Source organism: Pseudomonas sp. FP2335 (assembly GCF_030687535.1).
Classification (GTDB): domain Bacteria; phylum Pseudomonadota; class Gammaproteobacteria; order Pseudomonadales; family Pseudomonadaceae; genus Aquipseudomonas.
This window is the reverse complement of sequence record NZ_CP117437.1, coordinates 4,344,797-4,368,636: the sequence shown is the minus strand read 5'-3', so window position 1 is coordinate 4,368,636 and position 23,840 is coordinate 4,344,797. Positions and strand designations below refer to the sequence as shown.

Genomic DNA, 23,840 nt, shown 5'->3' with positions numbered 1-23,840 from the left:
TACGAGGAGCCCAGCGATGACCGAACAATTGCCCAAAGGCTACAGCCCGCGCCTGTACAACCAGGACCTGGGCCCACTGCCGCAGAAGTGGACCTGGTACAACATTTTCGCGTTCTGGATGAGCGACGTGCACAGCGTCGGCGGCTATGTGTTCGCCGCCAGCCTGTTCGCCCTGGGGCTGGCCAGTTGGCAGGTATTGATCGCCTTGCTCACCGGTATCTGCATCGTGCAGTTGATCGCCAACCTGGTGGCCAAGCCGAGCCAGCAAGCCGCCGTACCGTACCCGGTAATTTGCCGACTGGCCTTTGGGGTGTTTGGCGCGAATATTCCTGCGGTGATTCGTGGCTTGATTGCCGTGGCCTGGTACGGGATTCAGACCTATCTGGCTTCCAGCGCCCTGATCATCGTGGTGCTGCGCTTTTTCCCACAAATGGCGGTGTATGCAGAGCCGCATTTTGCGGGCCTGTCCTACCTCGGCTGGTTTGGTTTCCTAAGCTTGTGGGTGCTGCAAGCGGCGGTGTTCTGGGCCGGCATGGAGTCCATCCGCCGCTTTATCGATTGGGCCGGGCCGGTGGTGTATGCGGTGATGTTTGCCCTGGCGGGGTGGATCGTGTGGAAGGCGGGCTGGGCGAATATCAGCTTCACCCTATCGGAAAAATCCCTGTCGGGCTGGCAGGCGTTTGGTCAGGTGATCGTGGCAACGGCGTTGGTGGTGTCGTACTTCTCCGGCCCGACGTTGAACTTCGGCGATTTCAGTCGCTACTGCCGCAGCATGCACGACGTGCGACGCGGCAATTTCTGGGGGCTGCCGGTAAATTTCCTGGCGTTCTCGCTGGTCACCGTGGTGATCGTCTCGGGCACTTTGCCGGTGTTTGGTGAAATGCTCCACGACCCGATTGCCACCGTGTCGCGCATCGATAACAGCATGGCCGTGCTGCTCGGCGCCTTTGCCTTTGTGACCGCCACCATCGGCATCAATATTGTTGCCAATTTTGTTTCCCCGGCGTTCGATTTCGCCAACGTCGCGCCGAACAAAATCAGCTGGCGCGCCGGTGGCATGATCGCCGCCGTGGCATCGATCTTCATTACCCCGTGGAACCTGTTCAACAACCCGCTGATGATCCACTACACCCTGGACATCCTCGCTGCGTTTATCGGGCCGTTGTTCGGCATCCTGCTGGTGGACTTCTACCTGATCAAAAAGCAGCAGATCGACGTGGATGCGCTGTTCGACGACAGCCCAGGCGGTCGTTATTACTTCGATGGCGGCGTGAACTGGACGGCGGTCAAGGCGCTGGTGCCAGCGACATTGGTCGGTGTCGCGATCACCTTCACCCCGGCGTTGCAAGGCATGGCCAACTTCGCCTGGTTCACCGGGTGCTTCCTGGGTGGGCTGTTCTTCCTGGTGCTGGCGCGTCGTGAACAGCTTCGTGTGCCTGTGCCCCTGGTTGCCGGCTGAGCAGCGCACCTGCCACCAGCAGGCCGCATCCGGCGATCACCAACGCCGGGTGCAGGCCGCCGCTCAGATGACTGCTCACCGAAGCCAGCAACGGCCCGCTCAACTGGCCCATGGCAAAACTGGCAGTCAGCAAACCGGTGCTGCGCTGGTAGCCGTGGGGCGCGATTTCTCTCAAGCGCGCCATTACCAATTGCATACACGCCAGGAACGGCGCACCACACAGCGACACGCCCAGCGCCAGACCCCAGCCATTGCCCAGCAAGCAGGCGAACACACCGGCACCCTGTAGCCACAGCGTGGTCATCAGCCAGCGCCGCGTGGTGTTCGGGTCCTTGCGGCGCAGGCTGGCGACAACCACGCCTAGCGCTGCTGCCAGGCCGAAACACGGCCAGAACAGATCGGCCTGCCAGGCGCCGCTGAACTGCGCACTGGCCATCTGTGACAGAAAGGTCGCCGGGATGATGTAGCCCAAGCCGAACAGAAAGTAGATCCAGCCCAAGTGGGCGATGCTCTGGTTGCGGCCAGCACTGGCAGTGGGTGCAGAGGTGGCTGTCGGCCGGGGCAGGTAGGGCAGCACGGCGAGCAACATCACCAGCGCCACGGCCCCATACACCAGCCACAAGGTGGCGCTATCCTGTCCCAGCAGGTTCGAGACCAGTGCCAGCAAGCCCGTCAGCAAGATCCCCAATCCCGGACCGGCAAATACCAACGCCCCCAGGCGCGGCTGGCCAGCGGCAAGCGCCAGGGGTTGGCTCAGGCTGGTGATCATCACCAGCGCCCAGGCACTCGCAACGCCGGTGCCGAAGCGCAACAACACGTGCGGCCAGAAACCGTGGGCCCAGTACGACGCAAGTGTCAGCAGCACGCACAGCCACAGCCCGCCATACAGGCGGCCGCGTACGTGGTGATGGCTGCGGGCGAAGATCGAATCCACCGCGCCGACGAAATAGCCCAGGTAATTGGCAGCAGCGATCAGCCCGGCGCCGGTCAGGTCGATCTGCCCCTCACTCAGCAGGTGCGGCATTTGTGGGGTGAGGGCGAAGCGGCCAATGCCCATGGCCATCATCAGGGCGATAAAGCTGGCGAGTAGGCGGGTGCGGGCTGACATGCTGTGTTCCTGCGGGTTAGCGAGTGATCTTCAGCCTAAAGCGCATTGACTTTCTGTAAAATTGAATAATAGTGAGTAACTTGTTCAGTTTTGGAGAAAGGTATGGAGTTCAGTCAATTGCGCATTTTCCAGGCGGTGGCGGAGGAGGGCTCCATCACCCGCGCAGCTGAGCGCCTGCACCGTGTGCCGTCGAACCTGTCGACGCGGCTCAAGCAGATGGAGGAGCAACTCGGCGTTGAACTGTTCGTGCGAGAACGCCAGCGCTTGCAACTTTCTCCTGCGGGTAAGGTGCTGCTGGACTACAGCACCCGTCTGCTCGCGCTGCATGACGAAGCCCACGGCGCGGTCCAGGGCGGACAACCGGCCGGCGACTTTGTGCTGGGCAGCATGTACAGCACGGCAGCGGTGCATTTGCCTAAGCTGTTGGCCCGCTATCACAAGGCGTATCCGATGGTGAACCTTCAGGTGCAATCGGCGCCCAGCGGTGAGTTGCTCGAAGGGTTGATTACCGGTCGCCTGGATGCCGCCTTTGTGGACGGCCCAATTACCATCGCGAGTCTGGAAGGTGTGGCCCTGTGCGAAGAACGCTTGGTGTTGATTTGCGAGGCTGACCACCCACCTGTGCGCGGGCCGCAGGATGTGGCGGGGCGTGCGGTGTTCACTTTCCGACGCAGTTGCGCCTATCGCACACGGCTGGAAACGTGGTTTTCCCACGAACACGTAGCCATGGGGCGGGCAATCGAGATCGAGTCCTATCAGGGCATGCTGGCCTGTGTGATCGCCGGTTCGGGGGTGGCGCTGATGTCCGAATCCATGCTCGACAGCCTGCCGGGCAAGGACAGCGTGTCCGTTCATCCGCTGACAGGGCATTTTGCCACTGCGACCACCTGGCTGATGTGGCGAAAGGGTATGCTCGGCGCTAACCTCAATGCATGGATCGACCTGCAGCAAGAAGGCAAGGTCGGGCTCGAGCAAGACACACGCGCAAGTGCTTGAGCGATTCGTCAGGATTTCGATGAATTCAGTAATAGTTCGTTGTGGTTTCGTACAAGCAATGCGTAGGACTTAGGGCTACTATCCTGTAGGAAGAGGCGAAAGAATTGACCGCCGACCCGCATTACCCTCAAAGGGGGCAACCATGAAAGAGAAAATTCAAAACTGGCTCCATGACCTCGGTGTTGCACTGGGCCTGATCGAGCCGCCCCTGCAGCCGGTGCCGATCCGCACGGATGATGAGCAGCGCCGGCCGCGTCGCAGATAAACGCTGGTCGACATTGAATTAACAATGTGGGAGCGGGCTTGCTCGCGAAGGTGGCGTATCAGTCGATGAAAGATTGACTGGTGCACCGGCTTCGCGAGCAAGCCCGCTTCCACATTAAACTGGCTGCTGTTTCTCGGTACTTCAGATGGATTGTCGATAGTCCATGGCTCTGCCTACCATCAAATCGTGGCCGGTGGAACATATGCCGCAGGCGCGACACAGGGACGGGTATGGGCCTCTCTGGTCCCGGACTCCTCCAGGCCAACCACAAGGCGCCAGTTGCAGGTAAAAAAAACGGGCACGACATCCGACGTCGTGCCCGCTGAAGAAACCGCTCTAAACCCGGTTGCGCATCACACCGCGCGAGCCGTTGCTGCCTGTGGCTTGCGCGACAGCACACTGACCAGCACAAAACTCACCAGCCCTATCGCCAGGCTGTAGTAGATCGGCGTGTTCGCGTCCAGGCCATCCTTGAACATGAACACCAGCGCCGTCACAAAGCCCAGGGTCATCGAGGTGATCGCGCCGGAGGTGGTCGCACGCTTCCAGAAAATCGCCCCGATCAGCGGGATCAACATACCGCCCACCAACAGGTTGTAGGCCAGGGTCAGCGCGCTGATCACATCATTCACCACCAGCGCGATACCCAGCACGGCAACACCGGTCAGCATCGTGAACAAACGGTTGATCGCCAGGCTCGACTGTTTACCGCCACGCAGGCGCGGCAGCAGGTCTTCGGTCAGAACGGTGGAGGCGGCCAGCAAGCCGGCACTGGCGGTGGACATCATGGCGGCCAGTGCCGCAGCGATCACCAGGCCACGGATGCCATCGGGCAGCGAGACTTTGACGATGGCGGCAAACGCGTTGTTCACGTTGTCCAGGTCCGGGATCAGCACATGGGCGGCCATGCCGATCAACGCACAGGCCAGGCCGTAGAGGATGCAGTAGAAACCGGCGAAAGTGCCGGCGTACTTGGCGACCTTTTCGTCGCGGGCGGTGAACACGCGCTGCCAGATGTCCTGGCCAATCAGGATGCCGAAAAAGTAGATCATGAAGTAGGTGATGATCGTGTCCCAGCCGATCGCGGTGAAGCTGAAGTTCGACGCGGGCAGCTTGGCCACCAGTTCATCCCAGCCGCCGACGCGGTACAGGCAGATCGGCAGCAGGATAAACATCAGGCCGACGGTCTTGATCACGAACTGCACGATGTCGGTGAGGGTCAGCGACCACATGCCGCCAATGGTCGAGTACACCACCACCACGCCACCGCCGAGCAGCACCGAGATCCAGAACGGCAGGCCGAACAGCACTTGCAGCACGGTACCGATGGCCAGGATCGAGGTCACGCCGATCATCAGCGCGTAGGCCAGCATGATCACCGCGCTCGCTTGGCGGGCCATGGGGTTGTAGCGTTTTTCCAACACCTGGGTGACGGTGAAGATCTTCAGCTTGAGCAGCGGCTTGGCGAGGAACAGGTTCAGCGCAATGATCCCCATGCCCAATGCGGCGCACAGCCAGAAGCCGGAAATACCATGCACATAGCCCAGGCGCACGGTGCCGACGGTGGAGGCACCGCCCAACACGGTGGCGGCCATGGTGCCCATGTACAGCGACGGGCCGAGGTTGCGGCCGGCCACCAGGTAGTCTTCGTGGGTCTTGGCGCGACGCATGCCGTAATAGCCGAGCACGAGCATGCCGGCGGCGTAGATGAGTACGACGAATAAATCCAAAGCCATGACGGCGATTCTCCGATTTCTTATTGTGATGACGAAGCTTGGTGTGGCGAGGGCGCTTGTTCCCGCTCGCCTGCGAAGCTGGAGGCTGCTGTTTTAGGGCCGCTTCGCACCCCGGCGGGAGCAAGTTCCCTCGCCACAAAGGCCGGCCCATACACCGCAGCCGGCTCAGGAAACACACGCAGCAAGGTCAGGTACACCACCGACGCCAGCCCCAGCGTCACCGGCAGACTGATGTCGATGCCATCGGCCAGGTTGCCCAGCGGCCCAACGAACTGCCCCGGCAGGTTGACGAAGCACAGGCCCACCAGCGCACTCGGAATCCAGGCCCCCAGCCCGCGCCAGTTCCAGCCATGGCTGAACCAGTAGCGGCCGCCACTTTCACCACGGGTGAACACTTGCAAGTCATCCGGGCAATAGAAGCCGCGACGCACGATCAGGCCGATGATCATCATCACCATCCACGGTGTGGTGCAGGTGATGATCAGCACGGCGAAGGTCGACACGCTCTGCACCAGGTTGGCGGCGAAACGTCCGATAAAGATGAAGGCAATCGACATCAGCCCAATCAGCAGTGTCGCCTTGACCCGCGACAGCAGGCGCGGGAACACGCTGGACATGTCCAACCCCGTGCCATACAGCGATGTGGTGCCGGTGGACATGCCGCCGATCACCGCAATCAGGCACACCGGCAGGAAGAACCAGCTCGGCGCCACCGCGAGCAAACCGCCGACGTAGTTGTTGGCCGCGATGTAGTCCGGGGCCTTGACTGCCACGATGGTCGCGGTGGCCAGGCCGAACAGGAACGGGATCAATGTGGCGATCTGGGCCAGGACCACGGCCAGCATGATGCGCATTTTCGGCGTCTCACGCGGGATGTAACGCGACCAGTCCCCGAGGAACGCGCCGAAGGAAATCGGGTTGCTCATGGCCACCAGCGCCGCGCCGATAAACGCCGCCCAGAAGCCGCTCTGGCCCATGGCGACGGTGCCGGCGAAGTGGCTGTCGAAGGTCGGCGCGAAGGCGAAGATCCCGAGTAAAAACAGGAGACTCGCCGCCCACACCGCGATGCGGTTGACCCACAGCATGAAGCGAAAGCCGTAGATGCATACGGTCAGCACCAGGATCGCGAACACGCCGTAGGCCAGGCCCAGGGTCAGGTCGGTTTCCGGTAGGCCTACCAGACGTTTCGCACCGCCCACCAGCGCATCGCCTGAACTCCACACCGACAGTGAGAAGAAGGCAATCGCCGTCAGCAGTGACAGAAACGAGCCGACAATTCGCCCGTGCACGCCGAAGTGCGCACCGGACGACACCGCGTTGTTGGTGCCGTTGATCGGCCCGAACAGGCCCATGGGCGCCAGGATCAGCGCCCCCACCAGCACGCCGAGCACAATCGCCCACACCCCGGCCTGGAACGACAGGCCGAACAGCACGGGAAAGGAACCCAGCACGGCGGTGGCAAAGGTATTGGCACCGCCGAAGATCAGGCGGAACAGATCCTTGGGCCCGGCGGTACGTTCATGGTCCGGGATCTGCTCGACCCCGTTGGTTTCTATCTTGCGAATACTTTTATCGTTGTTTTTATTATTCATGATCAGCTCCGATCACATTGGCTAAGGGGGCGGCAGCCCTTCCGGCATAGCGGACAAATGTTCGTGACAGGCCAGCCACAGGCCTTGTTTTTGTTCTGTGCGATTCCCTTGCCGTTTGAAGACAATGGTTTCGCGTTCCTGGCTAAAAAATTGCTCCCCGTTCATGCGCAGCTCGGTGGCCACGTCATGCATAAAAATCGCCACGTCACCTTGCAGGCTGACCACGGCGTTGCTCGACGTGCAGGACAGCACTTCGAAGCCCTCGTCCCGGCGCCAGCTGTCCCACAACGCCTGGTAGGCGTCGCGACTGAGCAGTGGCTGGGGCAGGGTGTAGAACACAAAGCTGGCATCGGCCGTGAACGCGCCGAAGTAGGCGGCGCGGTCATTGCGGGCGAAGGCCGCCACCAGGTCGGCGGCGGCTTGCAGCACCTCGCGCGTGCTCATCAGCGGTGCGCCACGCCAGGCAGTACGCAGAGCATCTCGTACAGCAGGTTGGCGCCGAGCAGCGAGGTGTTGCCGGTGGTGTCGTAGGGCGGCGAAACTTCTACCAGGTCACAACCAATCAGGTCGAGGCCCTGGCAGCCGCGGATGATCTCGATGGCCTGGATGGTGGTCAGCCCGCCGATTTCCGGGGTGCCGGTGCCCGGTGCCCAGGCCGGGTCGATGCCGTCGATGTCGAAGCTCAGGTACACCGGGCCGCCACCGACTTTTTCCCGCACTTCGGCCATCAATGGCGCAAGGGAGTGGTGCCAGCATTCTTCGGCCTGGACCACACGAAAGCCCTGTTTGCGGCTCCAGTTGAAGTCTTCGGCGGTGTAGCCCTGGGCGCGCAGGCCGATCTGCACCACGCGGTCGCAATCAAGCAAACCTTCCTCCACGGCGCGGCGGAAGGTGGTGCCGTGGGCGATTTTCTCGCCGAACATATGGTCGTTCACATCGGCGTGGGCATCGATGTGCACCAGCCCGACCTTGCCGTGTTTCTTGTGGATCGCCCGCAGGATCGGCAGGGTGATGGTGTGGTCACCGCCCAGGGTCATGGGGATCACATTGTGTTCGAGGATCTCGTCGTAGGCTTCTTCAATGATGCGTACGGCGTCGAGCAGGTTGAAGGTGTTGATCGCCACGTCGCCGATGTCGGCCACCGACAGCGAGTCGAACGGTGCCGCGCCAGTGGCCATGTTGTAGGGGCGGATCATCACCGATTCGGCGCGGATTTCGCGTGGCCCGAAACGGGTGCCGGCGCGCAGCGAGGTGCCGATGTCCAGGGGCACGCCGATAAAGGCGGCGTCCAGGCCCTTGGCGGTTTGCAGGTGGGGAAGTCGCATCATGGTGGCGATGCCGGCAAAGCGCGGCATTTCGTTGCCGCCCAGTGGTTGGTGGAAAATCTTGTCCACGGGAGTGCCTCATCGTTGTTGTGTTTATTAGAGGCCGATTCTGCGAAATACCCCGAGGCGAAAGAATCGGCAGGGGCAAATACTTAGTTCAGATTTTTCTAAACTAATCCCTGAGGTAAACTCCGTTCAAATGTGGGAGCTGGCTCCCACAGGATTATGTGTGTGCCTTCGGAGACCCCATGGCCAACGCCTTGCCCGACCTGAAACTCTTGCGCATCTTCGTCAGCGTCGTACGCCACCAGGGGTTCGCCAGTGCCCAGCACGAGCTCAACCTGTCCACGTCGGCCATCAGCACCTATATGAGCCAGCTGGAGTCGGCGCTGGGTCTGGTGTTGTGCCACCGTGGGCGGGGCGGGTTCAGCCTGACCAGCAAGGGCGAGCTGTTCCATCAGGAAACCCTGCGCCTGCTCGGCGAGTTGGAAGGCTTCGAGCAGTACGCCGCGGCGTTGAAAGGCGAGTTGCGCGGTACCCTCAAGCTCGGCGTGCTTGACTCCACCGTCAGCGACAAAGCCTTGCCGTTCGCCGAAGTCATCGGCGCCTACAGCCTCGAACACCCGGCGGTGCACCTGCATTTGTCGGTGATGAGCCCTTACGAACTGCAACTGGGCGTGCAGGACAACCGTCTCGACCTGGCCATCGGCGCCTTCTCCAACCGCATGAGCGGGCTGATCTACATGCCGCTGTACCGCGAACAGCACTGGTTGTATTGCAGCACCCGCCACCCGTTGTTCAACGAGCGGCGCATCCCCGAGCAGGTGATCACCCAGCAGCGCATGGTCGGGCGCGGCTACTGGAGCCAGGCGGAACTGGCGCGCCACGGCTTCAAGCACAGCGCCGCCACGGTGGAAAGTATGGAGGCACAACTGATCCTGGTGCTGTCCGGTGCCTACATCGGCTACCTGCCCGAACACTACGCCCAGGCCTGGGCCGACAAGGGCGACTTGCGCGTCTTGCTGCCGGCGACCTTCGGCTACCAGGCGCCGTTCTCGATGATCATGCGCCGAGGTCGCAGCCGTGAGCCACTGATCCAGACCTTTCGCGACTTGCTCAAAACCCAGCTCAACCAGGCCTGAAACCATGTCCAGACCCCAATGCTCCCGTTGCCTCAGGCCTCTTGCCCATTGCCTGTGCCCACTGATACCCAGCCTCGACAGCCGCACCCGGGTGTTGCTGTTGCAGCACCCGAGCGAGGTCAACCACGCACTCAACACGGCACGGTTGGCGGCATTGGGGCTGAACAATGCGCAGTTGGTGGTGGGCGAGGTGTTTGCTGATTTGCCGGCGTTGTTGAACCCGCCGGGTTATCAGGCGCGGTTGTTGTTTCCCGGCGACGATGCCCAGCCATTGCAAGGGTATACACCTGACGATCAGCCGTTGTTGCTGGTGGTGCCTGACGGCACCTGGCGCAAGGCGCGCAAACTGTTGCACCTCAACCCGTTGCTGGCGGCGTTGCCCAGGGTGAGCCTGGCCGAAGGCGCCGTCTCCCGTTATCGGCTGCGCAAGGCGCCGGGACCGGGGGCGTTGTCGACGGTCGAGGCGATTGTGCAGGCCTTGCAGGTGCTGGAGGCGCCGACTTCGTTCGAGCCGTTGCTCCAGCCGTTCGAGGCGTTGATCGAAGGGCAGATCGCCGCGATGGGGCCTTTGGTCTTCGCCAAAAACCACGCTTGATGCGTGGCGCTACATAGCTACCGGAGCGGCTGATGGCGACTGGGTAGGCTCGTTCATTTAAGGAGCGTACCTATGGCTGAACCGAATTCCCCTGACACGTTGGCCGCGTTTATGGCGCAGCATCCCGGGCCGCTGATGTCGCGTGCGCAGTGGTCTGCCTTGCAGGCCCTGGACGGATACCGGGTAAAGTTCGATGCCTTTCTCGGTGAACTCAACGACGACGAGCGGTTTGAATACGTACGTCTGCAACGGGCGTGGGTTTCTGCGCAATACGCTCTGGAACAAGGCATTCATGAACTGACCCTGGCTTTCGAGCAACAGGCCCTGGCGTCGCTGCGCCAAGGCCTGAAATCCCTGACGGGTCAGGACATCGACCCGAAAGTCGCACAGATCCATACGCGTTACCTTCAATCGGCCAATCGTGTTCGCCGTGGCGCCGATGGCGATGTGATAAAAACCGCCAGCCTCACCCTGTGGGACGCCGCGTGCATCAACTACGACGGGCTGACCGGCTGGAGTTATCCCGGCCGCACGGGGTTGGCTGACGCCAGCTTTCTTGACGAGGGTATCAATGCCAACGCGGCTGATTTCATAGCGCTGGTGCGCAGGCTGGATCTCGGCGGGCAACTCAAGGCGCGTCTGGATCAGGCACTGTCGGCCTCCGCCGAGTTGGGCGGGCGGGTCATGGCACTGGCCGCGGCTGAGTTCGAATTCGCGCTGATCGAGGCCCTGAGAACCACTGCCGCAAGCCGGGTGGACAGGGCGTGTTATCAGGCCGTGAAGCAAGCGTTGGTGGGAGGGGTGCGCTGGGAGAACGTTGAGGAAATGCTGCTGTTTATCCCCCACGGGGTGGACAACCTCAGTTGGTTGCCGCAATCCCTGGGGTTCACCGGGCAATACGTCGGCCCGCCCCCCGGCGACAGCCTGAGCATTCCCCATATCGTGTTTTCCGTCAGTGGTTGCCGGGGCGCCTTCAGCTTCTTCCCGAATCGTCCTGGTGGCTCGTTGCGTCACCATGCCAGCCACCGCGAAGCCTGTGAGGAATTTCACGTCGCCTTCCAGGGCTTCTACCGCAGAGGCGAGGTCGATTGGCTGTATCAGATGATGTCACTGCGTGACTGTGCACGCGTAAAGCAGCTTGCCAAAGCTTCTGTCCGACCCCAGGGCCTCAATGACGTCGCCCAACTGCTTTACGCATTGGCGCAGTCCATTCCCTCGCTCGACAAGGCCCAGAGCATTGGCAGTGTGCGCACCCCGGTGCAGAAGGTGCCCGTGGTCTGCTTGAGCGCCTTCTACATCAAGCGTTGCCGCGCCAACCTGCAAGAACTGGCCAACGAGATGCCCGGGTTGATGCCGAGCGTGATCGAGGTGTTCCAGGCCTTGCTCAATGAAATCCTCAACCTGTTGTTGATTCCGGTGCCGGGAGCACCCAACGGGCTGGGGCGGGCACGCGTGTTTGGCATGTTCGTCGCGTTGACCCAGGGCTTGATCGGCGGGGGGCATCAGGCGTTGCAGGGGCGGCCAGGCGAACTGCTGCAGGCATTTGTCGATCTGGCCGATTTATTGATCAGCGGCCGCATGCATACCCGGCTGGCGTTCACCGTGCAGCGTCGGCATCAGCGTCTTTATCAGCAACTCTCGCGGTCGCACACGGTCATCGACCCTCAGCGCCCGACGGGCCCGCAGTTGCTCGAACGAATGCTCGGCGCGAAGGATGTGCCTTCCCGTGCGCTGGACGCCGTGCTCGATTCAAGTGCCACCGCGCATGCTGCCCTGAACCAAGTGTGGGAGGGCGCGCCGCCTTCGGCGTCACTGGTTGAGGCGGTGCAGCGTTTCAACACTGACCGGTTGATCGACTGGGTAAGCCAGGGCGCCAATCCCGATCACCCTGCGCCCGTCGGTGCTGTTGAGGTCATGGCGCCGCTGCTCACCCAGTTGGCGGACTGGCCGGCAAACACCGCGTTGAGCATTGCCAATCAGCAAGGCCTGGAGCTGCGACGCTACAGCGCCAATACGATGGGACCGCCGACAGAAACGGTCACCGTCATCGCCCTGGAAAACTATCAATTCGCCTATGGGCCCACGAGTCGTCGCGTCGTGCATCTGCCGAATGCCATCGCCGCGCTGATGCCGACAGTTTTTGCCGCGGGCGCACCGCTGATTCGCCAGCAACTGGCGGCGCTGGCCAAGACCTTGAGCATCGAGTTGTTTGAGGCACTGACGCGCTTCGCCGGGGCCAGTCGCTCGACGGCCAAGGGGGCCAGCAGGGGCGTGCGGCAATTGTTGCCTGATCGCGTCGGCCACGAGTTGTCCATGCCGGCGGTGGTTGCGCAATTGCAGGCACTGCACCCACAGGTGAGCCTGGCGCGCTTGCTTGAGGTGCTGCGCGAACATCCCTTGTCGGCACACCAACAGATGCAGTTGCTGACTTCGCAATTGCAGCCTGAAGCGCTGTATGACGCCTTGCGCGCGGCCCGTCGGGGAGCGCGTCGGGAGGCCATTGTCGATGGCCTGTTCCACCGCCGCCGCTTTGACCGGCAAACCCAGAATTGGGCGGCCGCGTATGCCCATGGCGTGTTGAGTGATGGGCTCGGGCGAGCACTGGTCGTCAGCTGGGCCGAGCAGCCGGTGCCTTATGTTTCCAAGGGCACTCGAGATCGAACCCTGGTCGTGATCGATCATCGCCTGGGGCGGTTCGCGGCGTATGACGCACAGGCGCACCGCAGCGGCGAGATGTTCACTGGCGCCGACAGCTTCTACGCCCTCATCGTGAGCCAGTTGTCAGAGCAAGACCGTGCCCGCCTGGGGCTCTCGGCGGCGCAGGCCATCGGCGATCTGCGTCACCAAGTCGCCCAGGCGCTGGTGCGCAATCGTGCGCCCGACGGTACGTTCTATCCGTATCGACGTGAGATCGCGGCGTACGCCCGTAGCGACGATATTTCACGCATCGGCGCCGAGCCCGACGCGCTGGGCCTGTATGCCCTCGGCTCGGCGCGCTACCTGTTTATCGAAGGCGACTGTTTCAAGGTGGCCCAAGCGGACCCGGCACAGCCGTGGCGCATCCAGCACCCCTCGTTGAGCGACGCTTACGCCCCGGCCCTCACCCATAACGGCGTCGGCGCGTGGCGCCATGAATGGGAAGACCCGCTGACTTGGGACGGCCAACGACCGTTTTATCGACTGGGGCCGTTGGCCCGTGCGCTGGGGCCGGATGCGATTGAACAGGTGCTGCGGATCAGCGGGGTGACAACAGACATGCTGCGCCGGGTGCATGTACGCAATGAGCTTCCCCCCGCCGTCCTGCTGGATACCCTTGAGCGCTTCACGGTCCATCAGCGGGTCAAGGCCGGTATGGACGTTGGTGCGGCTTTTTTCGAGCGGATGCTGGGCGAAGTCGGTGCCGATCGCGCCGATGCACTGGTGGGGCGCAAGGGCGTCGCGCATTCCGATCAGATCACCGTGCTGGAGGCAAAAGTGGCGCTGGACAAGCCGCAGATGGAACACCTGTTCTTCGAGGCGTTGTGCCCTGATCGCCGGCATTCCAATGACCCACTGGCCCAAGTGCTGCAGCGTGACTACCCCGATTTGACCAACCGGGTCGCCGAAGACCTGGTGCGCGCTGTCACCCCGGCCGAGCGCCGCAGCCTGGAGAGCGGGGTGGTCCCGTTGACGCTGACCTCGGCGATCCGATGGTGGGTGCAATACCTGCGCAAAACCAGGATTCTGGAGAGCGCGCACCTGCCGGCCAGCGCCGATGAGAACAGTGCGACCGCGCTCCTGCATGCATTGGCGCAAATAGACGGTTGGCCGGCGCACCTTCGGGTTGAAGTGTGGCAAGGCGGTTTTATGCAGACCAGCGTCGGCCCGTTCGATGCAGCGCTCAAGTGCATGGTGGAGCGGGTATCCCACCAGTATCAGGCCTATCTCCCCCAGGCAAACGGGCGGCGACAGCCAGTGGGACGCCCGGGTCCATTCCTTGAGGTGTTACTGGCCGCGCTGCCGCTGGCCGAGCGGCAGTCATTGGGGTTCACCCAGGGCGCCGGGGAGGGGGAATTGCTCGAGCAGGTGCGTTGGCGTCTGCAACGCATATGGGAGTTTGCCGAGACCCAGAGGCGTGTGGGGCGCCGTCCGCATTTCCATCCGCCACAGCGTGTTGCGGATGGGCGCATCGCTTATCCGCTGAGCGGTAGAGGGCTGAGGCCGATGGAGCGCGCCCAGGTGGCGCGCTTGCGCGCGTTGTATCCGGCGAGAACCGACGACGAGGTTCTACAGCTGTGGCGGGACGCGGGCGACTCGGTTCGAGAACGCGATGGGATGATCGACTATCTCTACAACGAACGTGAGGCGATGAACGTTGCGCTGGGGCGATGGCTTCATGGCACGACGGGCCCCGCGCGGGAGGCCCGGGCGCAGGCGGTTGTACGTATCCAGCGATGTTGGGCCAGGGAGGCCTCGACTCACGGGACGGCCATGGTCAAGGAACTGAATCTCGATGGCCTGGACCTGACCGATCTGCCCACGTTGGGCGCGCATTTCGGACACGTGGAGGTATTGAGCCTGAAGCGAAACCAACTGTCTCAATTGCCTACGCGTTTCCTGCGCTGTTTCCCGGGCGTGACGCGGCTTTACCTGAGCGACAACAGGTTCGAGCAGATGCCGCCGGGGCTTTCCGAGGTCCCGCGGCTGAGGGCCTTGTACCTGGGTAACAATCGACTCAAGTTCAGGCTGGGCGATGTGATCCGGCTGAGTGAGCTGACGCAATTGCGCGTGTTGGATTTGTCCTCGAACCCCCTTCGCCAAGGACAGCGACTGAACTTGGCGGGTTTGAAACACCTGCGCTATCTGAACCTGCGCAACACTCAGTTGGAAAGCCTGCCCAAGGGGGCTGTCACCCTGAAATGGCTGGAGGTGTTTGACCTCGCAAACAACCGCATCCAAGTGCTGACTCGGTCTGACCTGTTTATCTACGCTGATGTCCATCGCGCCATGGACCTGTCCGGCAACCCCTTGTCGCAGGGCACGCTTCAGATGCTTCGTGTTTATCGCGAGCAGCCGGGGCGTTCTGGCATTCATTTCGGATTGCATCCGCATAATATTCCCGTTACTGCCGGTCCCGACCGCTGGTTGGCGGTGCTGGCGGTCAGGGACGTACCGTCGCACCTCGCGCTTTGGCAGGACTTGCAGGGGCGGGAGATTTTTGCGCGGTTTTTCACGCTGATCGAGCGTGTTGCCGCTGATCCCAAGTTTGTTGCCGTGGGTTACCGAGCCCTGCGAGAAGACCTCACCGGCAGAGTCTGGCGTTTGATCGAAGGGGCTGCCAACACCCCGCAACTGGCGACGATCCTGTTCGAGCATCCGTACGACATGAGCGCTGGCGTGAACGGTTGCATGGTGTCGCTCAACAATTTGGAGCTCAAGTTCAGAATGTTCGAACTGCTTACCGGGGGCGACGGCGATGGGATGCCGCTGCTCAATTGTTTGCGGGCCAGCAGCCGCTTGGCGGCCATCACGAACGCTGTGCTTTTGTTCGATCCGCATCAGACGCCGGAGCTGGCGGGCACACGCATACTGGCTTACCGAATTGCCTTGTCCGCGGCCCTGGACCTCCCCCTGGGCTTCGATCAACGGCTGGATCGGACGTTGGGCACCCCCAGCCCCGAGAGCGTTGCCGCGATGCTTAACGGCATCCTGGCGGGCGAGACGAGGTTGGACTGGCCTGGGTGGCTGATTGAGAAGACGTATTGGCGGCAGTTCCTGCAAGCCAAGTATCAGGTGCGTCTTCAAGCCACGCTGGGGCATTACGATCAGGCGCTGGAGGACGCCTTGGATAGAGTCAACCGTGCAGAACTGAGCGATGGGGCTTACCTGGCGTTGGCCAATGACCTGTCCAGCCGGCGCTCAGTCGATGAGGACCGCTTGCTTCTGGCGTTGACAGAAGGTGAGTGGGCCAACTTCACAGGTGCCGCCAATGTTGCTTATACCTATCAGCAATAAGCACCTTACTTTGCGTGATATGGCCCGCCGGGCTTTCCCGGTATGATGTCCGCCCCCGCAGTCTGGATTGCGAATACGCCATGACCTTGCAGTACCCTACAATTGCCGATTGCGTCGGCAACACGCCCCTGGTCCGCTTGCAACGCATGGCGGGAGAAACCAGCAATACCCTGTTGCTCAAGCTCGAAGGGAACAACCCGGCCGGCTCCGTGAAGGACCGCCCGGCGCTGTCGATGATCACCCGCGCCGAGTTGCGCGGGCAGATCAAGCCCGGCGACACCCTGATCGAAGCCACCTCGGGTAATACCGGGATCGCCCTGGCCATGGCCGCCGCGATCAAGGGTTACAAGATGATCCTGATCATGCCCGACAACGGCAGCGCCGAGCGCAAGGCGGCGATGACCGCCTACGGCGCCCAGTTGGTGCTGGTGACCCAGGAAGAAGGCATGGAAGGCGCCCGCGACCTCGCCGAGCGCATGGCCGCCGAAGGCCGTGGCCTGGTGCTGGACCAGTTCGCCAATGGCGACAACCCCGAGGCGCACTACACCAGCACCGGCCCGGAAATCTGGCGCCAGACCGGGGGCACCATCACCCATTTCGTCAGCTCCATGGGCACCACCGGCACCATCATGGGCAACTCGCGCTACCTCAAGGAGCAGAACCCGGCGATCCAGATCGTCGGCCTGCAACCGATGGAAGGCGCAGCCATCCCGGGTATCCGCCGCTGGCCCGAAGAGTATCTGCCGAAGATCTACAACGCGACGCGCGTGGACCGCATCATCGACATGGCCCAGCGTGAAGCTGAAGACACCACCCGGCGCCTGGCCCGTGAAGAAGGCATCTTCTGCGGCGTGTCTTCCGGTGGCGCCGTGGCGGGTATGTTGCGCTTGTCCCAAGAAGTGGAAAACGCGGTGATCGTCGCGATCATCTGTGACCGTGGCGACCGTTACTTGTCGACCGGCATTTTCGACGAACCCAACTGATGGCCAAGCACGAGAGAGGCCTGCGCTTCCAACCGACGGGCGGCAGCCGGGCCCCGCAGATTCCAGTGGGCAAGAAACAACGCCTGACCATCGAGCGCCTGGCCAACGATGGCCGTGGCATCGTGTTCTTCGAAGGCCGCACCTGGTTCGTGAACGGTGCGCTGGCCGGTGAAGAAGTCGAAGCGCGGGTGTTGGGGGCCCACGGCAAAGTGGTCGAGGCGCGTACCGAGCGGGTGTTCAAGGCCAGCGAACTGCGCCGCCCGGCGCCGTGTGCCCACGTGGGCCGCTGTGGCGGTTGCAGCGTGCAGCACTTGCCCCATGGCGAACAACTTGCCCTGAAACAGCGCATGCTCGCCGAGCAACTGTCCCGCGTGGCGGGTGTCGAACCGCAGGAGTGGGCCGCACCTTTGAGCGGTCCGGAATTCGGCTACCGTCGCCGTGCCCGTGTAGCGGTGCGTTGGGATGCCAAGGCGAAAAAACTCGAAGTGGGTTTTCGCGCGGTCGCCAGCCAGGACATCGTCGCCATCGATGATTGCCCGGTGCTGGTACAGGCCTTGCAACCGATCATGCAGCGTCTGCCGAACATGCTGCGCCGCCTGAGCAAACCCCAGGCCCTGGGGCATGTGGAGCTGTTCAGCGGTACATCCATCGCCGTGCTGCTGCGGCATATGGCGCCATTGTCGGACGCGGACCTGCTGGTATTGAAAGAATTCTGCGCGTTCCATCAAGCCCAGTTGTGGCTGCATGGCGAGGGCCAGCCGGAGCCGGTGGATGCCGATGCCGCGTTGGGTTTTCAGCTGGAGCAGTGGGGCCTGGAACTGGCCTACCGTCCCGGCGACTTCGTGCAAGTCAACGCCGCTGTCAACGCGGCGATGGTGGCCCAGGCCCTGGAATGGCTGGCCCCACAGCCTGACGAACGCGTATTGGACCTGTTTTGCGGCCTGGGCAACTTTGCCCTGCCACTGGCCAGACAAGTACGCGAAGTGGTCGCGGTGGAGGGCGTGCAGACCATGGTGGATCGGGCGGCGCTTAATGCCGTCAGCAACAATTTGCATAATGCGCAGTTTTTTCAGGCCGATTTGTCCCAGCCTTTGACTGACGCAGAATGGGCCAAACAGGGCTTTTCTGCGGTACTCTTGGACCCACCCCGCGATGGTGCCCAAGAGGTTGTGCGCAAGCTCGCCACTCTGGGGGCCAAGCGCCTGGTGTATGTGTCCTGCAACCCGGCGACGCTGGCGCGGGACACGGTTGAGTTGGTCAAGCAAGGCTACCGGCTAAAACGTGCCGGGATCCTCGACATGTTTCCGCAGACAGCGCATGTCGAGGCCATGGCGTTATTTGAAGCGGGCTAGGATGCCCGTTTAATCCGACTGGCCTGCGTTCTCCAGGGCCTGTGATCTGCCACGGAGTTCGCAGTAAAGTCGGCGATGATTTTGGCGCATCAGAGGTGCGTCGTAGGGAAGGTAAGCAAGATGGTACAGGTGAGAGCACACCAGCCGATCAACACCGACGGCAGTATCAATCTCGAGGCATGGCTGGATCATGCCGTCAGTGTCGACCCGGCACTGGACCGTGAAGCCTTGAAGGCAGCCTGCGAGTTCGCTCGCGAGTCTGAGCAACAAGACAATGCGGCCAAGAACCTGTGGGCCGAAGGCACTTCGAGCTTTCGCACCGGGCTCGAGATCGCCGAGATCCTTGCCGATCTCAAGCTGGACCAGGATTCGCTGATCGCCGCCGTGCTCTATCGCGGCGTGCGTGAAGGGCATATCGCGTTGCCGCTGGTCAGCCAGCGTTTCGGCGCCGTGGTGGCCAAGCTGATCGACGGCGTGCTGCGCATGGCCGCCATTAGCGCCAGCCTCAGCCCGCGCCAGTCGATGGTGCTGGGCACCCAGGGCCAGGTGGAAAACCTGCGCAAGATGCTGGTGGCGATGGTCGATGACGTACGCGTCGCCCTGATCAAGCTGGCCGAACGCACCTGCGCGATCCGGGCGGTGAAGACCGCCGACGACGAAAAACGCAACCGTGTGGCCCGCGAGGTGTTCGACATCTACGCGCCGCTGGCACACCGCCTGGGCATCGGCCATATCAAGTGGGAGCTGGAGGACTTGTCCTTCCGCTACCTCGAACCCGATCAATACAAACAGATCGCCACGCTGTTGCACGAGCGGCGGCTGGACCGTGAGCGCTTTATCACCGATGTGATGAACCAGCTGCGCTCCGAGTTGCAGGCTACCGGCGTCGATGCCGACATCAGCGGCCGCGCCAAGCACATCTATTCCATCTGGCGCAAAATGCAGCGCAAGGGCCTGGCCTTCAGCCAGATCTACGATGTGCGCGCCGTGCGTGTGCTGGTGCCGGAAATGCGCGACTGCTACACCGCGCTGGGCATCGTCCACACCCTGTGGCGGCATATTCCCAAGGAGTTTGACGACTACATCGCCAACCCCAAGGAAAACGGCTACCGCTCGCTGCACACCGCCGTGATCGGCCCTGAGGGCAAGGTGCTGGAAGTGCAGATCCGCACCCACGCCATGCACGAAGAGGCCGAGTTGGGCGTGTGTGCGCACTGGCGCTACAAGGGCACCGACGTCAAGGCCGGGTCCAACCAGTACGAAGAGAAAATCTCCTGGCTGCGCCAAGTCCTGGAATGGCACGAAGAACTCGGCGACATTGGCGGCCTCGCCGAACAGTTGCGCGTGGACATCGAGCCGGACCGGGTCTACATCTTTACCCCTGACGGCCATGCCATCGACCTGCCCAAGGGCGCCACGCCGCTGGACTTCGCTTACCGCGTGCACACCGAGATCGGCCACAACTGCCGGGGCGCCAAGATCAACGGGCGCATCGTGCCGCTCAACTACAGCCTGCAAACCGGTGAACAGGTCGAGATCATCACCAGCAAGCACGGCACGCCGAGCCGCGACTGGCTGAACCCGAACCTGGGCTACATCACCACGTCGCGGGCGCGGGCGAAGATCGTGCATTGGTTCAAGTTGCAGGCGCGCGACCAGAACGTCGCCGCCGGCAAGACCCTGCTCGAACGCGAACTGGCCCGCCTGGGCCTGCCGCAGGTGGACTTCGACAAGCTGGCCGAAAAGGCCAACATGAAGATCGCCGAAGACATGTTCGCCGCCCTCGGTGCCGGCGACCTGCGCCTGGCGCAACTGGTCAACCTGGCGCAACAACTGGTCGAACCGGAGCGCGGCAGCGAGCAGCTGGAGTTGATCCCGCGCAAAGCCACCGGCTACAAGCCGGGCAAACGCGGCGACATCCAGATCCAGGGCGTGGGCAACCTGATGACGCAAATGGCCGGCTGCTGCCAGCCGTTGCCGGGCGACGCGATCGTCGGCTACATCACCCAGGGCCGTGGCGTGAGCATTCACCGCCAGGACTGCGCTTCGGTGCTGCAACTGGGCGGGCGTGAGCCGGAGCGGATCATTCAGGTCAGCTGGGGCCCGGTGCCGGTCCTTACCTATCCGGTGGACATCGTCATTCGTGCCTACGACCGTTCCGGTTTGCTGCGGGACGTGTCGCAAGTGCTGCTCAACGAGCGGATCAACGTGCTGGCGGTCAACACCCGCTCGAACAAAGAGGACAACACCGCGTTGATGTCCTTGACCATCGAGATCCCGGGCCTGGACGCGTTGGGGCGGTTGCTGGGGCGGATTTCCCAGTTGCCGAACATCATCGAGACGCGGCGTAACCGTACGCCATGATTAGCTGGATGAACGCGGGCTAACATGTGGGAGGGCTTTTGTGGGAGCGGGCTTGCTCGCGAATACGGTGTGTCAGTGCCAGATTCATTGGCTGACACTGCGCATTCGCGAGCAAGCCCGCTCCCACATTTGATCTTCTGCGTGCCCACTTGATCGGACAGAAACTGATGTATTCACTAGATGACCTGCTGCACCTGATGAACCGCCTGCGCGACCCGCAATACGGCTGCCCGTGGGACATCAAGCAAACCTACGCCACCATCGTCCCGCATACCCTTGAAGAAGCCTACGAAGTCGCCGATGCCATCGAGCGCGGTGACTTCGATCACCTGCAAGGCGAGCTCGGCGACCTGTTGTTCCAAGTGGTGTATTACAGCCAGCTGGCTCGGGAAGAAGGGCGTTTCGAATTTGCCGGCGTGATCGACAGCATCACGCGCAAGCTGATCCGTCGTCATCCCCACGTGTTTCCCAGCGGCGATCTGTACGCACCGCTGGATACCCCCCGGTTGAACGAAGAGCAGGTCAAGCACCGTTGGGAGCAGATCAAGGCCGAGGAGCGTGCGGAAAAGTCCTCCGTACCGGAGCAACTGTCCCTGCTCGATGACGTACCCACGGCGCTGCCATCCTTGTCTCGTGCCGCCAAGTTGCAAAAGCGCGCCAGCCAGGTCGGTTTTGACTGGCCATCCGCCTTGCCGGTGGTGGACAACGTCCGCGAAGAGCTGGATGAAGTACTCGAAGCCATGGCTGACAACGACCCAGCCGCCATCGCCGATGAAGTTGGCGACCTGCTATTTGCCGCGGTCAACCTGGCCCGTCACCTCAAGGTCGACCCGGAAACCGCGCTGCGTGGCGCCAATGCCAAGTTCGAACGACGTTTCCGATTTATCGAACAGGCATTGCGCGATACGCATCAATCCATAGAAGATTGCACCCTCGAAGAGTTGGACGCCCTGTGGGGTGAAGCCAAACGCCAGGAAAAGAACATGTCCAGCTGCGGTTGAGCGGCTGCCTAAGTGAGTAAGCACCATGAGCATTTCCCTTCGCGATCAGTTGCTCAAAGCAGGTCTGGTCAACCAAAAGCAGGCCAAGCAGGTCGGCAAAGAGAAACAGAAGCAGCAGCGCCTGGTCCACAAGGGCCAGATCGAGGCCGATGACACCCAGGCTCGCCTGGCTGCCGAAGCGAAGGCCGAGAAGGTCAAGCGCGATCAGGAACTCAATCGCCAGCAGCAGGAAAAAGCCGAGGCCAAGGCCCGCACGGCCCAGGTCAAGCAACTGATCGAGACCTCGCGCCTGCCCAAGCTGACCACCGAGGATTACTACAACTTCGTGGATGACAAGAAGGTCAAGCGCCTGTCGGTCAACACGTTGATGCGCAACAAGCTGAGCAACGGCTCCCTGGCGATCGTGCATCACGGTGGTGGTTACGAGGTGATCCCGCGTGAAGCGGCGCTGAAGATCCAGGAGCGTGCGCCAGAGCGCATCGTGCAGCTCAACATCCTCACCGAAAGCCAGGTGCCGGACGAGGATGATCCATACGCCGCCTACCAGATCCCGGATGATCTGATGTGGTAAGGCTGTAGAAACAACAAACCCCGCTCAAAAGGCGGGGTTTTTGTTGATAGGTACTCCGGCTGCGTGGGCTGGAGCACCTATAGGATTTCGATACTCAGGAGCTTTCTGCCTGGCGTTTCATCTCAAGCGACTCGAGCTCGTTCTTATAATTGTGAGCGTCACTCTCGTTGTGAAACATGCCGACCAGCAGGTCTTGTTGGTGTACATCCCAGATGTGAATCCCATGGCCCAGCGCTTCATGGGACATATGTGCATCGTCGCGTTCAGTTACTTTTACAGTCATCTGCTTGCTCCAATCTCTGGTGGGTCTGCGGCAAGTCGTCGCAGGCCTTTGTTATATGTTTTGTTAGCTTGCTAAGTAAACCGACTTTTCGCGCAACAATTCATTGCAGGAACTGCAACAGTGCTGCAGGCCTTGAGGATTGGGGGGGTTGCGGTATGGGTGCTGGAGTTTTATGACAGAAGTTTCATGTTGAGAGCCCGCTATCGCCATCGCAGGCAAGCCAGCTCCCACAGGGGAATGCATTCCAAATGTGGGAGCTGGCTTGCCTGCGATGACTGCACAAGCCTCTACATAGAATCCGCAGGCAAAAAAAAGCCCCGCAGTCAGCGAGGCTCTTTTTTTGATTCATCAGCCGATCAGCTACCTTTGACAGCCTTGCCGTCAACCGTACCGTCTTGCAGCATGATGTTGTATTCCTTGCCGTCAGTCTCGACCTGACGCAGGGCAACCAGGATGCCGCCCTGGTCCTTGGCAAACCACATCTGGGTGATGCGCTTGCTTTGGGTTGGGTCACGCACGCGCTCAACCTTGATCGCGTCGATGGAGCCGACCTTGGTCTGGACCTTTTCCGGGCCGATCACGCGGAAGTCGTAGGTGTCGACGTCGGTGCCTTCGACCACGTTGTAGCTCATGCTTTTCTTGCCAGCGGCAACGTCGCGCTGCAGGGCCAGCTGGTAGGTCGACTTGTCGAGCATGCCGCTTTGCAGGGCCACGTTGACCGGGTCTTTGTTTTCAAAACCGGTGACTTTCTTGGCGGTTTGATCAAAGTCCAGGTTGATCTTCTTGGCTTTGCCCAGGCCACCGCGTTCGAAGATGTAGCTCTTCGGTTGCAGGGTGTCCTTGTCAAACAGGATCACGCTGGTTTCGGTGAGGCTGGCGATCATCATGGAAGCCTTGAAGTTCAAGGTCCAGGTGCCGTCGCCATTCTTGGCCAGGCTGCGTTCAGCCGAACCACTCATGGGCAACTGTTTCCAGTCGGCGGTGTAGCTAACGGAGAAAGGGTGAAGGTCTGCCGCTTGCACGGCAGGCAAGGCAAACAGAGCAAAAGCGAAGAGCAAGGCGCGACGCATAAAA

18 protein-coding genes are annotated in these 23,840 nt (G+C 61.8%); 11 read left to right on the top strand and 7 right to left on the bottom strand.

What is annotated here, in order from left to right; genetic code table 11:
* The first annotated feature begins 16 nt into the window (after positions 1–16).
* Positions 17–1,459: an NCS1 family nucleobase:cation symporter-1 gene (locus PSH81_RS19560; RefSeq protein ID WP_305391322.1), complete on the top strand. Its 1,443-nt coding sequence runs from the start codon at positions 17–19 to the stop codon at positions 1,457–1,459.
* Here PSH81_RS19560 and PSH81_RS19555 read toward each other — a convergent pair.
* Entirely contained in the window at positions 1,371–2,567 is a 1,197-nt protein-coding gene (locus PSH81_RS19555) for an MFS transporter (RefSeq protein ID WP_226454958.1), read from the bottom strand. The genes PSH81_RS19560 and PSH81_RS19555 overlap by 89 nt on opposite strands.
* 102 nt (positions 2,568–2,669) lie before the next feature.
* On the opposite strand from PSH81_RS19555, the gene PSH81_RS19550 reads away from it, so the two are divergent.
* On the top strand, positions 2,670–3,563 hold the full coding sequence (locus PSH81_RS19550) for a LysR family transcriptional regulator (protein ID WP_192297077.1): 894 nt from the start codon (positions 2,670–2,672) through the stop codon (positions 3,561–3,563).
* A gap of 142 nt (positions 3,564–3,705) precedes the next feature.
* On the top strand, positions 3,706–3,828 hold the full coding sequence (locus PSH81_RS19545; RefSeq protein WP_003193089.1) for a PA1414 family protein: 123 nt from the start codon (positions 3,706–3,708) through the stop codon (positions 3,826–3,828).
* Positions 3,829–4,181: 353 nt separating this feature from the next.
* On the opposite strand, the gene PSH81_RS19540 is transcribed toward PSH81_RS19545, so the two are convergent.
* From PSH81_RS19540 to speB, 4 genes are read right to left on the bottom strand one after another with little or no spacing between them, the layout of a single operon-like run.
* Positions 4,182–5,564 carry a sodium:solute symporter gene (locus PSH81_RS19540; protein ID WP_192297076.1) on the bottom strand — a complete coding sequence of 461 codons (1,383 nt, stop codon included), beginning with the start codon at positions 5,562–5,564 and terminating at the stop codon, positions 4,182–4,184.
* Positions 5,565–5,584: 20 nt separating this feature from the next.
* On the bottom strand, positions 5,585–7,156 hold the full coding sequence (locus PSH81_RS19535; RefSeq protein ID WP_226454959.1) for a cytosine permease: 1,572 nt from the start codon (positions 7,154–7,156) through the stop codon (positions 5,585–5,587).
* A gap of 21 nt (positions 7,157–7,177) precedes the next feature.
* Positions 7,178–7,600, bottom strand: coding sequence for a nuclear transport factor 2 family protein (locus PSH81_RS19530; protein ID WP_226454960.1), 423 nt, complete (start codon positions 7,598–7,600; stop codon positions 7,178–7,180).
* Complete coding sequence (gene speB, locus PSH81_RS19525) at positions 7,600–8,550, bottom strand: agmatinase (protein WP_003175388.1); 951 nt, start codon at positions 8,548–8,550, stop codon at positions 7,600–7,602. Before speB ends, PSH81_RS19530 begins: the two co-directional genes overlap by 1 nt.
* A gap of 179 nt (positions 8,551–8,729) precedes the next feature.
* Here speB and PSH81_RS19520 point away from each other — a divergent pair, with 179 nt between their 5' ends.
* The 8 genes from PSH81_RS19520 (at position 8,730) to PSH81_RS19485 (ending at position 22,483) form a co-directional block, all read left to right on the top strand.
* Positions 8,730–9,623 (top strand): LysR family transcriptional regulator, encoded by an 894-nt coding sequence (locus PSH81_RS19520; RefSeq protein WP_003193084.1) that lies wholly within the window; start codon positions 8,730–8,732, stop codon positions 9,621–9,623.
* 4 nt (positions 9,624–9,627) lie between these two features.
* Positions 9,628–10,218, top strand: coding sequence for a tRNA-uridine aminocarboxypropyltransferase (locus PSH81_RS19515; protein WP_192297073.1), 591 nt, complete (start codon positions 9,628–9,630; stop codon positions 10,216–10,218).
* A gap of 72 nt (positions 10,219–10,290) precedes the next feature.
* Positions 10,291–16,212 carry an NEL-type E3 ubiquitin ligase domain-containing protein gene (locus tag PSH81_RS19510; protein ID WP_305391321.1) on the top strand — a complete coding sequence of 1,974 codons (5,922 nt, stop codon included), beginning with the start codon at positions 10,291–10,293 and terminating at the stop codon, positions 16,210–16,212.
* 80 nt (positions 16,213–16,292) lie between these two features.
* Positions 16,293–17,195, top strand: coding sequence for a cysteine synthase CysM (gene cysM / locus PSH81_RS19505; RefSeq protein ID WP_192297071.1), 903 nt, complete (start codon positions 16,293–16,295; stop codon positions 17,193–17,195).
* Positions 17,195–18,547 carry a 23S rRNA (uracil(1939)-C(5))-methyltransferase RlmD gene (gene rlmD, locus PSH81_RS19500; protein ID WP_226454963.1) on the top strand — a complete coding sequence of 451 codons (1,353 nt, stop codon included), beginning with the start codon at positions 17,195–17,197 and terminating at the stop codon, positions 18,545–18,547. The genes cysM and rlmD overlap by 1 nt, the downstream gene beginning before the upstream one ends.
* A gap of 120 nt (positions 18,548–18,667) precedes the next feature.
* Positions 18,668–20,911: a GTP diphosphokinase gene (gene relA / locus PSH81_RS19495; RefSeq protein ID WP_192297069.1), complete on the top strand. Its 2,244-nt coding sequence runs from the start codon at positions 18,668–18,670 to the stop codon at positions 20,909–20,911.
* A 167-nt stretch (positions 20,912–21,078) separates the two neighbouring features.
* Positions 21,079–21,912 (top strand): nucleoside triphosphate pyrophosphohydrolase, encoded by an 834-nt coding sequence (gene mazG, locus PSH81_RS19490; RefSeq protein WP_226454964.1) that lies wholly within the window; start codon positions 21,079–21,081, stop codon positions 21,910–21,912.
* 25 nt (positions 21,913–21,937) lie between these two features.
* On the top strand, positions 21,938–22,483 hold the full coding sequence (locus PSH81_RS19485; protein ID WP_105694808.1) for a DUF2058 domain-containing protein: 546 nt from the start codon (positions 21,938–21,940) through the stop codon (positions 22,481–22,483).
* Positions 22,484–22,577: 94 nt separating this feature from the next.
* On the opposite strand, the gene PSH81_RS19480 is transcribed toward PSH81_RS19485, so the two are convergent.
* Together PSH81_RS19480 and PSH81_RS19475 are read right to left on the bottom strand one after the other, a co-directional pair.
* On the bottom strand, positions 22,578–22,766 hold the full coding sequence (locus tag PSH81_RS19480; RefSeq protein ID WP_017734626.1) for a hypothetical protein: 189 nt from the start codon (positions 22,764–22,766) through the stop codon (positions 22,578–22,580).
* Between the two features lie 356 nt (positions 22,767–23,122).
* Entirely contained in the window at positions 23,123–23,836 is a 714-nt protein-coding gene (locus PSH81_RS19475; RefSeq protein WP_192297067.1) for a DUF3108 domain-containing protein, read from the bottom strand.
* Positions 23,837–23,840: the final 4 nt, after the last annotated feature.